Annotated in this window: 15 protein-coding genes; 4 read left to right on the forward strand and 11 right to left on the reverse strand. The window is 51.4% G+C overall.

Annotated elements, in window-relative coordinates:
- Positions 1-7 precede the first annotated feature (7 nt).
- Together F552_RS0107210 and fliW are read right to left on the reverse strand one after the other, a co-directional pair.
- Positions 8-973, reverse strand: a complete 966-nt coding sequence (locus tag F552_RS0107210) for an acetyl-CoA carboxylase carboxyltransferase subunit alpha (RefSeq protein WP_018151059.1) — start codon at positions 971-973, stop codon at positions 8-10.
- 116 nt (positions 974-1,089) lie between these two features.
- Positions 1,090-1,509 carry a flagellar assembly protein FliW gene (fliW, locus tag F552_RS0107215; protein ID WP_018151060.1) on the reverse strand — a complete coding sequence of 140 codons (420 nt, stop codon included), beginning with the start codon at positions 1,507-1,509 and terminating at the stop codon, positions 1,090-1,092.
- Positions 1,510-1,623: 114 nt separating this feature from the next.
- Here fliW and earP point away from each other — a divergent pair, with 114 nt between their 5' ends.
- Together earP and efp are read left to right on the forward strand one after the other, a co-directional pair.
- Positions 1,624-2,790 (forward strand): elongation factor P maturation arginine rhamnosyltransferase EarP, encoded by a 1,167-nt coding sequence (earP, locus tag F552_RS18715; RefSeq protein ID WP_018151061.1) that lies wholly within the window; start codon positions 1,624-1,626, stop codon positions 2,788-2,790.
- Positions 2,791-2,848: 58 nt separating this feature from the next.
- Complete coding sequence (efp, locus tag F552_RS0107225) at positions 2,849-3,409, forward strand: elongation factor P (protein WP_018151062.1); 561 nt, start codon at positions 2,849-2,851, stop codon at positions 3,407-3,409.
- A gap of 176 nt (positions 3,410-3,585) precedes the next feature.
- On the opposite strand, the gene F552_RS0107230 is transcribed toward efp, so the two are convergent.
- Both F552_RS0107230 and aptA read right to left on the reverse strand, forming a co-directional pair.
- Positions 3,586-5,079 (reverse strand): CoA-acylating methylmalonate-semialdehyde dehydrogenase, encoded by a 1,494-nt coding sequence (locus F552_RS0107230; protein ID WP_018151063.1) that lies wholly within the window; start codon positions 5,077-5,079, stop codon positions 3,586-3,588.
- 167 nt (positions 5,080-5,246) lie between these two features.
- Entirely contained in the window at positions 5,247-6,584 is a 1,338-nt protein-coding gene (aptA, locus tag F552_RS0107235; protein ID WP_211208244.1) for an omega-aminotransferase AptA, read from the reverse strand.
- A gap of 141 nt (positions 6,585-6,725) precedes the next feature.
- On the opposite strand from aptA, the gene F552_RS0107240 reads away from it, so the two are divergent.
- On the forward strand, positions 6,726-8,156 hold the full coding sequence (locus tag F552_RS0107240) for an aminotransferase-like domain-containing protein (RefSeq protein ID WP_018151065.1): 1,431 nt from the start codon (positions 6,726-6,728) through the stop codon (positions 8,154-8,156).
- A 175-nt stretch (positions 8,157-8,331) separates the two neighbouring features.
- Entirely contained in the window at positions 8,332-8,943 is a 612-nt protein-coding gene (locus tag F552_RS0107245; RefSeq protein WP_018151066.1) for a glutathione S-transferase, read from the forward strand.
- A gap of 83 nt (positions 8,944-9,026) precedes the next feature.
- Here the strand turns inward: F552_RS0107245 and F552_RS18720 are convergent, their stop codons facing one another.
- The 7 genes from F552_RS18720 to rimO all read right to left on the reverse strand — a co-directional run bounded on the left by F552_RS18720 (position 9,027) and on the right by rimO (position 16,278).
- Entirely contained in the window at positions 9,027-9,368 is a 342-nt protein-coding gene (locus tag F552_RS18720) for a DUF3579 domain-containing protein (RefSeq protein WP_051078271.1), read from the reverse strand.
- A 114-nt stretch (positions 9,369-9,482) separates the two neighbouring features.
- On the reverse strand, positions 9,483-9,830 hold the full coding sequence (locus tag F552_RS0107255; RefSeq protein WP_018151068.1) for a RidA family protein: 348 nt from the start codon (positions 9,828-9,830) through the stop codon (positions 9,483-9,485).
- Positions 9,831-9,935: 105 nt separating this feature from the next.
- On the reverse strand, positions 9,936-11,750 hold the full coding sequence (gene typA / locus F552_RS0107260) for a translational GTPase TypA (RefSeq protein ID WP_018151069.1): 1,815 nt from the start codon (positions 11,748-11,750) through the stop codon (positions 9,936-9,938).
- Between the two features lie 222 nt (positions 11,751-11,972).
- A complete protein-coding gene (locus tag F552_RS0107265; RefSeq protein WP_026182483.1) occupies positions 11,973-13,115 on the reverse strand; it encodes a branched-chain amino acid ABC transporter substrate-binding protein in 1,143 nt (380 codons plus the stop codon).
- A 514-nt stretch (positions 13,116-13,629) separates the two neighbouring features.
- Positions 13,630-14,133 (reverse strand): DUF1993 domain-containing protein, encoded by a 504-nt coding sequence (locus F552_RS0107270; protein WP_026182484.1) that lies wholly within the window; start codon positions 14,131-14,133, stop codon positions 13,630-13,632.
- A gap of 156 nt (positions 14,134-14,289) precedes the next feature.
- Positions 14,290-14,817: an inorganic diphosphatase gene (gene ppa, locus F552_RS0107275; RefSeq protein WP_018151072.1), complete on the reverse strand. Its 528-nt coding sequence runs from the start codon at positions 14,815-14,817 to the stop codon at positions 14,290-14,292.
- Between the two features lie 132 nt (positions 14,818-14,949).
- Positions 14,950-16,278, reverse strand: a complete 1,329-nt coding sequence (gene rimO / locus F552_RS0107280; RefSeq protein ID WP_018151073.1) for a 30S ribosomal protein S12 methylthiotransferase RimO — start codon at positions 16,276-16,278, stop codon at positions 14,950-14,952.
- Positions 16,279-16,302 lie beyond the last annotated feature (24 nt).

Consider the following 16,302-nt stretch of genomic DNA (forward strand, 5'->3'; position numbering starts at 1 on the left):
CGTAACATCAAGCAGCCTCGATGTTATATTTGCCGTAGCTCATCAGACGCTGGTAACGATTTTCCAGCAATTCGTCGACCGGTTTATCCTGCAATGCCTTCAGGGCATCTTGCAACGATTTTTTCATGGTCTGCATCATCAGGCGATGGTCGCGGTGCGCACCACCGACAGGCTCATTCACCACTTTATCAATCAGACCCAGTGTTTTCAGCCGGTTTGCGGTAATACCCAAGGCTTCAGCAGCATCGGATGCACGCTCTGCCGTTTTCCACAGAATTGATGCACAACCTTCCGGTGAAATTACCGAGTAGGTTGAATACTGCAGCATCATGGTGACATCGCCCACGGCAATCGCCAGCGCACCACCAGAGCCGCCTTCCCCAATCACGGTACAGATCACTGGTACTTTCAGGGTGGTCATCTCGAACAGGTTACGGCCAATCGCCTCTGACTGACCACGCTCTTCGGCACCAATACCCGGATAGGCTCCCGGTGTATCAATGAAGGTAAAGATCGGCAAGCCGAAACGCTCGGCCAGTTTCATCAGCCGCAGGGCCTTGCGGTAACCTTCCGGCTTTGGCATACCGAAGTTGCGCAGGATTTTCTCTTTGGTATCACGACCCTTTTGATGGCCGATAACCATCACGGGCTGTCCGTTAAAACGTGCCAGCCCGCCCACAATCGCCCGGTCATCCGCAAAGCTGCGGTCACCGTGCAGTTCGTGAAAGTCGGTAAAAATGCCGTCGATGTAATCCAGGGTATAAGGACGCTGAGGATGACGTGCGACCTGGGAAATCTGCCATGAAGTCATCTTGGCATAGATGGACTTGGTCAGTTCCTGGCTCTTTTTCTGAAGACGGTCAATCTCTTCGGAAATGTCTACGGCAGAGTCATCCTGAACAAAACGAAGCTCTTCGATTTTGGCTTCTAGTTCTGCGATAGGTTGTTCAAATTCTAAAAAGGTGGTTTTCATCCGCTGCGGAATCCACTACAAAATGGGCGATATCATACTACCAAGATGGCGAAACACCAACTCACCTTCTTGATTTAGTATGAATATCACCCGGTTAAAAGGGCTACGCGAAATGGTCAGATATTACGGAAAACCAGCTCACAGCTTGTTGCCTGCTTTTGCAGACCAGTCTGTTTATTCAAATTGATTAAAATGGGAAATTTTGCTTTTGGCTCTACATGACCGTCTTCCAGAGACCTGCCAAGCAGCATCAGCACCACAATCTGGTCGCCTTGTTCGTAAGAAAGCGTGGCTACTTCCTCATCGTTTAACGTCAGTTCGTAACGTACACCAAAAATGGAAGGGTCAACTACGCTGAATAATACTTCAGCCTGTTCCACCGATTGCAACCAGCGGACGAGCGGTTGTGATTTCTCGATATCATGCAATAACTTGAACTTTGTACATTGCTCAAAACCGGGCAACCCCACCGGAAAAGTCAATGTAGTTGCCGGGTCAATCTCTACCGGGCCGAACCATTCTGTCATGATTTGCATATGAAGATATCTCCGTTTTCAACCATAATAGGCGTGAGCATAAGTGGCTTGGGCCAAAAATGCCAGCGCAAACTATGTATGCGCATGAATTTAAACACCTTGAATTGATCTTTTATGGGCCAGAAAACCAGGCAGTGGGACATTTTTTGTAAGGTCGTCGATAACTTTGGCGATATTGGCGTGTGCTGGCGACTGGCCAAGCAACTAAGCCATGACGAACATCAGCAGGTGCGCTTGTGGGTTGATGACCTGCACAGTTTGCACCAGATCGAACCGGCGATTGACCCAAGCTTGCAGCAACAGCATCTGCAACAGATCAGCATTTGTCATTGGGATGCGCAGAGCACTTTTGAAACGATTGCAGAGGTGGTGGTGGAGGCGTTTGCCTGCGGCCTGCCTGATGCATACCTGGCCCGGTTGCAGCAAAGGCATGCGCCCTTTTGCTGGATAAACCTGGAATACCTGACGGCAGAAACATGGGCAGAAGACTGCCATGCCATGATATCGCCACACCCCAGGCTGGGTATCCCGCAATATTTTTACTTCCCCGGTTTTACCGATAAAACCGGAGGATTGTTCAGGGAACAGGATTTACTGGCCAGGGTACGGTTGTTCCAGTCAAACCCTGCGATGATTGATGACTTCTGGCAGCGCATCGGGGTTAACCCGCCAGCACCGGGCGAAAAGATCATCAGCCTGTTTGCCTATGAAAATGAATCGGTCATGGCGCTGGTTGATGCGCTGTCACACCAAAGCGCTCCAACCCGTCTGATGGTCACCAACAGCAAGATACGCAACAGTCTGCAAACCGGGCTTGAAACTCGGGGCTTTCCGCAAAACTGCCTACAAACGGGTCAGTCGCTACAGATCGGCGCACTGACCATTACGTTTTTACCCTTCTTGCATCAGGATGAGTACGATCAGTTATTGTGGGCTTGTGACCTGAACTTTGTCCGTGGCGAGGATTCTTTCCTGAGGGCGCAATGGGCGGGCAAACCGTTTGTCTGGCATATCTATGCGCAAGATGAAAACGCACACCTGGTAAAACTGGATGCTTTTCTGACGCGATATACACATCAGTTGCCATCCGATTTGCAACAGGTGTTGCGCAAATGCATGCACGAGTGGAATGAGCACCAGCTCGCAGCGGAAACCATCAGCACGTTGCTCGGCCGCTATGCAGAATATTTGACCCATGCGGTATTTTGGCAAAAAACACTGGAAAAACAACCGCCACTTGCCAGACAGCTGGCGCAATTTAGTGAAAACAGGTTAAAATGATACGTTTGGCGAAACTCATTTTGCCCGTATAACTCAGTTCAAACAGGATAGTTTAACAATGAAAACCGCTCAGGAACTCCGCTCTGGCAACGTGTTTATGCTTGGCAATGAGCCAATGGTTGTGCAAAAAGCTGAATACAACAAGTCTGGCCGTAACGCAGCTGTTGTAAAAATGAAAATGAAAAACTTGCTGACCGGTTCTGCCTCTGAAGCCGTTTATAAAGCGGATGAAAAATTCGATGTCGTGATTCTGGACAAGAAAGAATGTACCTATTCTTACTTTGCTGATCCAATGTATGTATTCATGGACAACGAATTCAACCAGTACGAAGTTGAAAAAGACAACATGAGCGATGTACTGCCATACCTGCAAGACGGCATGGAAGACATCTGCGAAGTGACTTTCTACAATGGCAAAGCCATTTCTGTAGAACTGCCAACCACCATCGTTCGTGAAGTTGCTTACACAGAACCAGCCGTTCGTGGCGATACCTCTGGTAAAGTCATGAAGCCAGCTACACTGACCAACGGTGGCGAAATTCAGGTTGCAGCATTCGTCGAGATCGGTGACAAGATCGAGATCGATACCCGCACCAACGAATTCAAGCGTCGCGCGTAATTTGCTTTTACCCTGTTGATTCAGGGTGTTAGCCAACAAAAAGCCAGACTTTTGAGTCTGGCTTTTTGCTTTTAGGCGATGCACATCAAGCCCGTCTTGCCGTAACAGCTGCATATGAAAAAACCCGCCAAACTGGCGGGTTTTCACTTGGCACGCACCGTACCCGGTACACCAAATTACTTCATGGTTGGCATGACAAATTCTGCACCAGCACGGATACCAGTTGGCCAGCGAGTGGTCACAGCTTTCATCTTGGTGTAGAAACGTACGCCTTCAGGGCCGTGCATATGGTGATCACCAAACAGGGAAGCTTTCCAGCCACCAAAGCTATGGAAGGCCATCGGCACAGGGATAGGCACGTTGATACCCACCATACCCACTTGCACCCGATGGGCGAAGTTGCGTGCAGCATCACCATCACGAGTAAAGATGGAGGTGCCGTTACCGAACTCGTGATCGTTGATCAGTTTCAGTGCGCTTTCAAAATCAGGCACACGGACGATTGCCAGTACTGGCCCGAAGATTTCTTCTTTGTAGATGGTCATCTCTGGTGTCACGTTATCGAACAGAGTACCACCCAGGAAGTAACCGTTTTCATAACCGGCAACTTTATGACCACGACCATCAACCACCAGTTTGGCGCCCTCTTCCACACCTTTGTTGATATAGCCCGTGACTTTTTCCAGATGCTGTTTGGTTACCAAAGGGCCCATTTCTGCATGTGGATCGGTACCGACATTGATCTTCAGGGTGCGCGCACGGTCGGCCATTTTTTCGACCAGTTTGTCAGCCACATCACCCACCGCCAACGCAACAGAGATTGCCATGCAACGCTCACCGGCTGAACCGTAAGCTGCACCGGTCAACGCGTCTACAACCTGCTCCAGATCAGCATCCGGCATCACGATCATGTGGTTCTTGGCGCCGCCCAATGCTTGAACACGTTTGCCGTGGTGTGCGCCAGTTTCATAGATGTATTTGGCGATAGGTGTTGAACCTACAAAGCTAATGGCATGCACGTCCGGATGGGTCAGCAGACCATCTACGGCCACTTTGTCACCGTGCAATACGGTAAATACGCCATCAGGCAAGCCTGCTTCTTTCAGCAAATCGGCAAGCAGCAATGCGGTAGACGGATCGCGCTCGGAAGGCTTCAGAATGAAACTGTTACCGCAAGCAATGGCCACCGGGAACATCCACATTGGCACCATGGCCGGGAAGTTAAACGGAGTAATACCTGCAACGACACCCAAGGCCTGACGAGTAGTGTATGCGTCAATACCGCTACCTACCTGCTCGGTATATTCCCCTTTCAGCAATTGTGGAATGCCACAGGCAAACTCAACCACTTCCAGACCACGGGTGACTTCACCCATTGCATCAGACACTACCTTGCCGTGTTCGCTGGAAATCAGTTCCGCGATTTTCTTCATGTTTTGCTCAAGCAGTTCTTTGAACTTGAACATCACACGTGAACGGCGTAGCGGGCTGGTGGCAGACCAGGAGGTAAACGCCGCCTTGGCAGATGCAACCGCAGCATTCACGTCGGCCTGGTCAGCCAGACGAACCTTGGCAACCGCTTCACCCAAGGCAGGATTAAAGACATCCGATGTACGGGTACCGGAACCAGCAACACGCTGGCCATCAATATAGTGCAGAATTTCAGACATTTAACTTCCCCTCGTTATGGCTAGCAGACGTCCGGGTCACCCCGTTCATCCATTCACTTACCTGATTGCTGACTTGGCATCAGGTTGTTTTTCAGACACAAACCACCTGTATTTCACTGCGGGCAGCCGGCAATAACCCTCCGGCTGCCTTGCTTGCAATTGACGGTTTATTCAACCGTCCTCAGTACATCGGCCAGCACATTGAATATCTGGTCGATGTGAGATTTCTCGATAATCAAAGGAGGCGACAAGGCAATGATGTCGCCGGTGGTGCGAATCAGCACCCCTTTGTCCCAGGCTTTCAGATAGGTTTCGAAAGCACGTTTAGCCACTTTGCCAGGCATGGACTCCAGCTCGATACCGGCAACCAGACCCATATTGCGCACGTCTTTGACGTGTGGCAGACCACGCAACGAATGCACACCCTCTTGCCAGTAGCTTTCCAGCTCGCCAGCGCGCTGGAACAGTTTTTCGTCGTTATACACATCCAGTGTGGCACTCGCTGCGGCAGCGGCAACCGGATGACCGGAGTAGGTATAGCCATGTGGCAGTTCGATAGCGCCTTCTGCACTGGCCGCCATAAAGGCATCATAAATACCGTCTTTGACAATCACGGCCCCCATCGGAATCACCCCGTTGGACAAGCCTTTGGCACAGGTGATGATGTCTGGAATCACATCAAACTTGTCTGCACCCCAAGCGGTACCCAAGCGACCGAAACCGGTAATGACTTCATCAAAAATCAACAGGATGCCGTGCTTGGTACAAATTTCGCGCAGGCGTTTCAAATAGCCTTTTGGTGGCAGAATCACGCCGGTAGAACCCGCAATCGGCTCAACGATGATGGCAGCAATCGTGGCAGGATCATGCAATGTCGTGATGCGTGCCTCTACCGCATTGGCCATCTCTTCGCCACCGTGCAGTGGTTCACCTTTGGAGAAGGCATTGCGGGACAAATCATGGGTATGACCAACGTGGTCTACACCTGTAACCGCGTTACCGAACAGTTTGCGGTTACCGGCAATGCCGCCAACAGAAATACCACCAAAGTTCACGCCATGGTAGCCGCGCTCACGGCCAATCAGTTTGGTACGCAGGGTATCGCCGCGCATGCGGTGATACGCCAGTGCAATTTTTAGTGCTGTGTCGGCAGACTCTGAGCCCGAGTTGGTAAAGAACACACGGTTCAAGCCTTCTGGCGCCATTTTGGCCAGTTTGTCTGCCGCAATAAATGCTTCAGGATGACCCATCTGGAAAGGAGGCGCATAATCCAGTGTCGCAATCTGACGCTGGACCGCTTCTGTAATCGGTTTACGGTTATGCCCTGCGTTCACGCACCACAGACCGGCCGTGCCATCCAGAATCTGGCGGCCATCGATATCGGTAAAGTGCATGTCTTGCGCGGCAACCAGCATGCGAGGCGCAGCCTTGAATTGCCGGTTGGCAGTAAATGGCATCCAGTAAGCGTCCATTGGCAGTGGACTACCGTTCCATTGAATTGTCATCTGTATCTCCTTGAGCGACGGTGGCAAGGGTTGGTGAGGGATGTGCTAACTGTATTGGCTTTACCAATACAGTCACATATACAGTTACAAAATTGTGTACACTAGCTGTATTGGAAAAAACACCTCAACGGTTATGCTGCAATGAACAAAAACACCCAGATACAGATAGAACTCGACCCCGGCTCCAGTGAATCACTGGTCACGCAGATTGTGAATGGCCTGACCCAGCGCATTACTACCAAGCAGATGAGACCGGGCAGCAAAGCCCCGTCCATCCGCCAGTTTGCCCTGGCGCATGAAGTATCGACATTTACCGTCGTCGAAGCCTATGACCGCCTGGTAGCCAAGGGTTACCTTCAGCCAAGGCGTGGCGCGGGTTTCTTCGTGGCAGACTCGCAGAGCAAAGCAGAGCCGGTGAAGCAGCGGCTGACCGAAACCGCCGTAGACAGTTACTGGTTGCTGCGCAATGTCTACGAAAATGCAGATTCAGGCATTCACGCTGGCTGTGGCTGGCTGCCTACCACCTGGCTGGATGAAGAAGCATTGCAAAAAGGACTGCGGCAGGTCGCCAAGTCACCCGACAGGATTGTGCGTTATGGCCACCCTAAAGGGTATGCACCGCTGCGCGAGACCATTGCACGACAACTCAACGAGCAGGAAATCCAGGCCAGCAGCGAACAAATCCTGCTGACACTGGGGGCCAGCCAGGCGCTCGACCTGATTACACGCAGGCTCACCGTCACGGGCGATACCGTGCTGGTAGATGACCCTGGTTATAGCAATCTGATGTCCGCGCTTCGTCTGCGGGGGCTGAATCTGGTTGGCGTCCCCATGACCCCGACCGGGCCGGATACACAAGCATTGACGCAACTGCTGGCGACACACCGTCCCAAGCTGTATTTCACCAATACCCAGCTGCAAAACCCGACTGGCGCCAGTTACAGCCCGGCCACCGCCTACCGCGTACTGCAGCTCGCGGCACAATATGACTTCAAGCTGGTAGAAGACAACGTGTCCAGTGACCTGGTCCCCGGCCGGCAACAGACACTGGCCAGCATGGACCAACTCAAACAAGTGATTTATATCGGCAGCTTTTCAAAATCCATCGCACCGGGTCTGCGGGTTGGCTATATTGCGGCGGAAAAAGGCCTGCTGGAAGAACTGGTGTATCACAAAATGGTATCCGGCATGGCCACCCCGGAACTGAACGAAACGCTGGTACATTACATCCTGACCGAAGGTCACCACCGGAAACACCTTGAACAGCTGAAAGAAAGACTGGAACGCGCCCAGGAAAAAACAGCGCGCCGGCTGGAAGAAGCCGGTTTCGACCTGTTTCACGAACCGGGTGCCGGGATGTTCTTGTGGGCTAAATGCAAGAAAACTGTCATCGATCCTCTGATACTATCGCAGCAGGCCGTCTCCAAAGACATTTTACTGGCACCCGGGTATCTGTTCCGTCCCGACCAGTCCAGCAGCCCATGGCTGCGGTTTAATGTGGCCTATTGCGACAATGACCGACTGTTCCGCTTCTTTAACGATATATTCGCGCGTGACTTTGTGATTACCTGACCACACAGTATGAAATGCGCAACACCCGCAAAGGATAAGCAACTAGCGCGACGCTAGGAGATTACCACTGACAGAATAGTTAGCATGCATACAATATCTGTCACAGGTTTCACCTAATATGGCCATCATCACCTATAATGTGACTAACCACGATTTCTAGCCTTTTGGACGCTCCATGAAACTGATTATTTCACTGACCAGCCCGTTTGCGCGTAAAGCCAGGATTGTTGCGCAGGAAAAACAGCTCACGCTCGAGAATGTGATCGACATTCCATGGAATGCAGATACCAATGTACCGAACCTGAACCCGTTGGGCAAAATTCCGGTATTGGTGCTGGATGATGGCGATACCCTGTATGATTCACGCGTCATTGTCGAATACATGGATCGCCTGTCCCCTGTTGGCAAGCTGCTGCCACAAGAAACACGTCCGCAAACACGCGTAAAACGCTGGGAAGCACTGGCAGACGGCATTTGCGACGCAGCAGTGACCATCTTTCTGGAAAAAACCAAACGCGCAGCAGACAAGCAGGATCAGGACTGGATCGCTCGCCAGCACGACAAGATCAGCCGTGCGCTACAAGCCATGTCCGAGCAACTGGCCGACAAAACCTGGTGTGTTGGTGAAGGCTTTACACTGGCCGATATTGCGACCGGGTGCGCCTTGGGCTATCTGGACCTGCGCTTTCAGGATATCGACTGGAAGACTACCTACCCCAACCTGGCCCGGCATTATGCCAAACTGTCAGAGCGTGCCAGTTTCATTGAAACCCAGCCACCCGTTTGATCTATACAGCAACGTTACCCAATAAAAAACCCGGTTGAAAAACCGGGTTTTTTATTGGGTGTTGCGGTTAGCAACAGTAAGCACTACCCTTTTGCAGCTTCAGACGGGCTATCTGCTTCCGTAACACTATCACCGAGTTCATCGATGAGGGTACGGCAATCAACCACCTTCAGGTCGTTATCCTTGGCAAAAGCCATGATAAAGGCAAATACTCTCGGGTTGATTTCTTCCAGCTGCCGATCTACCGCGACACAACGTACACCTTCGAGTGTCATCGGACGAACATATGGCGAATAAGACATCTTCTGATCCCATCCAAACGTCGATAGGATCCCGGATAAACGCTCAGCCCAGTCACTAGGACGGAACTGGCGGCCATTCGAGGTCAAGCCTTGAATGATAATTTCATAAGGGTTACAGATCATGCGGGCACGTATACTCTGAAAGTTTTTAACGTTATTCTTGTTATTGTCTTTTTATCTATTTTTTTATTATAGCGCAACCGTTCTTCCCTCAATTCACAATTGCGCAAAACAGGATTACCTTGCAGCGGTAATCACCATTTCAATTTTATAGCCGGGGTCTGCCAGTTCTGCCTTCACACAAGCACGTGACGGTGCGGAGCCTTCTGGCAGCCATGCGTCCCATAGCTCGTTCATTTCAGCGATATAGCGCATATCGGTCAGGTAGATTACAACCTGAAGCAAGCGGGATTTATCGCTGCCAAAACCTGACAAACGGCGTTCAATACTCGTCAGCACTTCGCGGGTCTGTGTCTGGATATCTGCATGCAAGGTATCTGGCACTTCGACAAAGTAGGCGGTCTGGCCATGCAATACCACGTCGGACCATCGCTTGGTGGTACCAATACGTTCAATCTGGCTCATATCACTGCTCCTGATATTAGGTCTAGTCTACAAAAACGTAACGGGCAAAAAAACGGCGTGGTCATGAACCCCGCCGTTTTTTCGTTACCCGCTACACGGCGCGAATCAATCTGCAGAACGAACCGCGCGACGACGCTCGTTTTCTGACAGATAGCGTTTACGGATACGGATGCTGACCGGGGTAATTTCTACCAGTTCATCATCATCAATAAACTCAACAGCAGATTCCAGCGTCAGTTTGATCGGGGTGGTCAAACGCACGGCTTCATCCGTACCGGAGGCACGAACGTTGGTCAGTTTTTTACCCTTGATCGGGTTAACTACCAAGTCATTGTCACGGCTATGGATACCGATGATCATGCCTTCATACAGTTTGTCGCCTGGGCTCACAAACATGCGGCCACGGTCTTCCAGGTTCCACAGCGCGTACGCCACTGCTTCGCCAGCTTCCTGAGAGATCAGTACACCATTGTGACGACCTGGCAAGTCAGCCTTGACAGGACCATAGTCATCAAACACGTGAGACATCAGGCCAGTACCACGGGTCATGGTCATGAAGTCAGACTGGAAGCCAATCAGGCCACGTGCAGGAATGTGGTATTCCAGACGGGTACGGCCCATGCCGTCAGATTCCATGTTGGTCAGCTCGCCACGGCGGCGACCGATTTCTTCCATCACGGCACCCTGGTTTGCATCTTCCAGGTCAATGGTCAGGTTTTCGTACGGTTCGCACTTCTGACCGTCGATTTCCTTGTACACCACGCGTGGCTTGGCCACGGCCATTTCAAAGCCTTCACGACGCATGCTTTCCAGCAGAATGGTCAGGTGCAATTCACCACGGCCAGACACACGGAATACGTCAGAGTCTTCGGTATCTTCAACGCGCAACGCAACGTTGGTCAGCAACTCTTTGGTCAGGCGGTCACGAATCTGACGGCTGGTCACAAACTTGCCTTCGGTACCGGCCAATGGTGAAGAGTTCACCATAAAGTCCATGGTCAGGGTTGGCTCATCCACAGCCAGCACTGGCAGACCAACAGGATTGTCTTTGTCGGCAATGGTCACACCGATACCGATGTCTTCAATACCGGAGATAATGATGATGTCGCCAGCTTCTGCACTTTCAACAGGCACACGGTCCAGACCCTGGAAGCCCAATACCTGGTTGATACGGCCTTGCGCAACCTGATCTTCATGATTCATGACCACAACAGCCTGACCAGGCTTGATGCGACCGTTCAGCACACGGCCAACCCCAAGGCGGCCGGTATAGGTAGAGTAATCCAGCGCAGCAATCTGCAACTGCAATGGTGCTTCGCTGTCGCCTGGAGGTGTTGGTACGTGCTTCAATACGGTCTCGAACAACGGACGCATATCGCTGGACTCATCAGCTAATTCCAGCTTTGCAAAACCATTCAGGCCGGATGCGTAAATGATCGGGAAGTCCAGCTGCTCGTTGGTCGCACCCAGTTTGTCAAACAGGTCGAATGTCTGGTCCACAACCCAGTCAGGACGCGCACCCGGGCGGTCAACCTTGTTGATCACCACGATCGGGCGCAGGCCCAGTGCCAGTGCTTTTTTGGTCACGAAACGGGTTTGAGGCATCGGGCCTTCAACCGCATCCACCAGCAGCAGCACGCCATCCACCATGCCCAACACGCGTTCCACTTCGCCACCAAAGTCGGCGTGGCCCGGGGTATCTACGATGTTGATGTGGGTACCTTCGTAATCGATAGCAGTGTTCTTGGCAAGAATGGTAATACCACGTTCTTTTTCCAAGTCATTGCTATCCATGACGCGTTCGTCAACCTGCTGGTTTTCACGGAAGGTGCCGCTTTGACGCAGCAATTGGTCAACCAGGGTCGTTTTGCCGTGGTCAACGTGGGCGATGATAGCAATATTGCGGAGTGCGCGAGACATGGAAATTTCCGGTGATATCAAAACCGTAGATTATAACATGTCTTTGTGTTGAATATACTACTACCGCAATATGTTGCACATAAGAAACAAAGCCAAGTCTCTGATTCCTTAGCAGTTTACGGCCAAAAAGCCTTGATTTGTCCTGTATGAGCGCCAATGACGGCCTGCCAGACAAAAAAGGTACCTCGCGGTACCTTTTTTGGATGAACTGACGAACGGCTATCAGTGTACGACTTGCACTGCATTCCAGTTACCGTCACGGAACTGCTTTACCGTCACGGCGGCCTTCAGGATATCGCCTTTGGCATCAAACGCAATCGGGCCAATGACGCCAGTGGTCTTGATCGCGGCCAGCTTTGGCAGATATTTGGCGGGATCAGATGAGTTGGCCGCCTGCATGGCCTGTGCCACGGTCATCACAGCGTCGTACACATACGGTGCATACACCTGAACGTCTTGACCAAACCGTTGTTTGAAACGCGGGAAGAATGCCTTGCCTTGTGGCATCTGGTCACGCGGAATACCAGCTTCTGTACAGTACACGTCTGGTGACATGGCTGAACCCGCCAGTTTGATCATGTTGGCAGAGCAACCACCATCAGACACCACGTATTTCGCGGTAATGCCCAGACGACGCAATTGTTGCAATTGGGGTGCAGCTGTCACGTCCATGCCGCCATACAGAACGACATCCGGCTTTTTACCCTTAATGGAGGTCAGAACCGCCATCCAGTCGGTGGTTTTATCGGTACCGTATTCGCGGGTCAGTACTTTGCCGCCATTGGCTTTTACCGATTTTTCAATCTCGTCGGCCAGACCCTGGCCATACGCAGTACGGTCATCCAGAATCACGACCGTTTTGGCTTTGAGGCTTTTTACCGCAAACGAACCCATGGCACCGCCCTGCTGGATATCATTGGCCACCATGCGGAACGTGGTCTTGAAACCTTGCTGCGTAAACTTAGGGTTGGTAGACGAAGGGGTAATTTGGGGAATACCGGCGTCCGAATACAAACGCGCTGCCGGAATGGATGTACCCGAGGTCAAGTGACCAATGACAGCAGACACTTTCATGTCTACCAGTTTTTGGGCTACAACTGTTGCCAGTTTAGGATCTCCGGCATCATCTTCAGAGACCAGTTCAAATTTGGCGACCTGGCCACCAATCTTGATTTTCTTGCTGTTCAGCTCTTCAATCGCCAGACGGGCACCGAACTCATTATCCTTGCCAAGGTGGGCAATCGGCCCGGTCAGGGCGGATGCATGGCCAATTTTGATGACAACGTCCGCATGGGCTGTAGCCATGCTGATAGAAGCTGCAATCATGGAAATCTTTAATACCGATTTTGAAACGATGGACGACATATAGGTGTTCCTTGCACGATTACAAAGTGCGCTGAGTATCACCAATGAAAAAAACATATTCGATTCAGGGTCTTGTTTGGCAAGACAAAAGGGATACAACGGCGCATGGGGCCAGAGGAAACAATTGGCATGCGACGGTAGCGCAATCAATGTCCCAGGAAGGTCTGCGAGGGTGGGCAAACGCAATATCACAGTTTTTTGCACTGCAATATTGCGTATTCTCCAACAAATTTAGCCCGCTAAGCAATTGGATTGCGTCAATTAACAGTGCTTTCAGTAGTTGTACTTAGACAAGAATGCCAGCCAGACATTTACACGCCACACGTACTTAGACCTACACCCAAAAGCTTGTTAAGACGTTGACAGCAGGTAATCCGCAGGCTTTACTGCATAGCGCCATGACAATGGCACAGCCCTGACAGAATTGCGCAACATGCCATCAGCCAGCAGGCGGGGTTTGTGTTGGCAAATATGAACCCATCACCAACCCTCCTCACCGCCCATACGGATGCAGTCAGTCCCCAATAAAGTCTGATTTGCCTACCGGGACACCGTTATGGCGTAGCAGGGCATAAGTCGTCGTGATATGGAAATAGAAGTTTGGCAGCACAAAATTGAGCAGGTAATCCTGCCCGGTAAAGTTCAACGTCCTGCCTGGCCATTTCAGCACGATTTCCTTGTTTTCACTGCCATCAATCTGTGCTGGCGAGAAGCCCGACAGGAATGCCAATGCCTTGTCTACCCTAGCCTGCAATTGCTCCAGCGTCGCTTCATCATCTGGCCAGGAGGGTGGTGTCTCACCCGCCAGCCGTGCCGCGCCGCCTTTTACCATATCAGTGGCAATCTGCACCTGCTTGGTCAAAGGATACATATTCGGATACAGACGGACATTGGGAAGCACAGATGGATCAAATTTATGGGTTTCTGCATGCTGCACGGCCAAATCCAGCAAGTGCTTGAGGTTGTTCAGCATACGGATAAACACAGGAATGGATGCCTGATACATGGAAAGTGACATGGTGACCCTCGGCAATCTGATTGATATAGAGAATCAATAGTACGCGCACATGGGCGCCGGTGGGAAGTGGCCAAACCACAAGGGCATGGGGGAACTCAAAACAAAACAGCCATGACATTCGTCATGGCTGTTTTGGGGAAAACATGGCTATAACTATCAGGCCTTGTAGCGCTCAACCCCTGCCAGGATTTCGGCTTTAGCTGCGTCGATATCTGCCCAGCCCTGCACCTTCACCCATTTGCCTTTTTCCAGATCTTTGTAATGTTCAAAGAAATGGGAAATCTGTTGCAACAGCAGTTCAGGCAGGTCAGAAGTGCTCTGAATGTTCTTGTACATCGGGCACAGTTTTTCAACCGGCACAGCGATCAGTTTGGCATCAATGCCGGATTCGTCTTCCATTTTCAGCATGCCCAGGGCACGGCAGCGAACCACTACGCCAATCTGCAGCGGGAACGGGGTAACAACCAGCACATCGACAGGATCCCCATCTTCAGACAGGGTGTTAGGAATATAACCGTAGTTACATGGGTAGAACATGGCAGTGCCCATGAAACGATCGACGAACATCGCGCCAGTGTCTTTGTCCAGCTCATACTTGATAGGCGCTGCATTGGCTGGAATTTCGATAATCACGTTGAAGTCGTTTGGTACATCTTTACCAGCTGGTACGCGATCCAGAATCATGGGGTAGTCCTCTTTTGTCGTGTAGATACGTTTAAAGATGCGCCGTGAACATTGGCTTTTTGCCTGCTTTGCCAACTGCCCCGACACATCCCCGTGCAAATAAACCGTCAGATTATAGCATGCTGCAATGCATTATATTCTTTCGGCCCACAAGTCATACTCATCTGATTCGATGATTTTTGCAGTGACTTTGTCACCGACTTGCAGTCGGGTTTCACCGTTCAGATACACCAGGCCGTCAATCTCTGGTGCATCCGCATAACTGCGGCCGATTGCGCCTTCCTCATCGACTTCATCGATCAGGATTTCAAGTGAACGCCCGACTTTGGCAGCCAGACGCCTTGCACTGATTTCTGCCTGCTTCTCCATGAAACGGGCTTTGCGCTCTTCTGCCAATTCGGCTGGTACATGATCCGGCAAGGCATTGGCTGTCGCACCTTCCACCGGCGAGTACGTAAAGCACCCTACCCGGTCCAGTTCTGCTTCATCCAGAAAGTCCAGCAATTGCTGGAAATCATCTTCGGTTTCACCAGGGAAGCCAACAATAAAGGTAGAACGGATTGCAAGATCCGGACACATGGCGCGCCAGTTCTGTACACGCTGCAAGACTTTGTCGCTATCACCCGGGCGCTTCATGGCTTTAAGGATGCGCGGACTGGCGTGCTGGAACGGGATATCCAGGTACGGCAAAATCTTGCCTTCCGCCATCAGCGGAATCACTTCGTCCACATGCGGATATGGGTATACGTAGTGCAAACGCACCCAGATATCCAGTTTGGCCAACTCGGTGGCCAACTCAGTCATGCGGGTCCGCACCGGGCGGCCGTTATAAAAGCCAGTCTTGTATTTGACATCGACACCATAGGCGCTGGTATCTTGAGAGATGACCAGCAATTCTTTGACGCCGGCCTTGGCCAAACCCTCTGCTTCTCGCAACACTTCATGCACAGGCCGGCTCACCAGATCCCCGCGCATGGATGGAATAATGCAGAAGGTACAACGGTGATTGCACCCTTCCGAAATCTTCAGATAAGCATAGTGTTTTGGCGTCAGCTTGATCCCTTGTGGCGGAATCAGGTCGATGAACGGATCATGCGGCTTAGGCAGATACTGGTGCACCGCACTGACCACATCGTCCGTCGCATGCGGTCCGGTAACGGCCAGTACTTTGGGATGGGTTTGCTGGACGATATCGCCTTTGGCACCCAGGCACCCGGTCACGATCACCTTGCCGTTTTCATGCAGGGCCTCGCCAATGGCATCCAGTGATTCTTGTACGGCACTGTCGATAAAACCACAGGTATTTACAATCACCAGATCAGCATCATTGTAAGAACCCGAAATTTCATAACCTTCGGCACGTAACTGGGTCAGAAACTGCTCCGAATCGACAAGCGCTTTCGGACATCCTAACGACACGACCCCAATTTTTTGCTGGCCGGACAACTGTTGATCACTCATGGATAGAATACTCTTATGGCGGTG

The sequence above is a fragment of the Leeia oryzae DSM 17879 genome (genome assembly GCF_000376945.1).
Classification (GTDB): domain Bacteria; phylum Pseudomonadota; class Gammaproteobacteria; order Burkholderiales; family Leeiaceae; genus Leeia; species Leeia oryzae.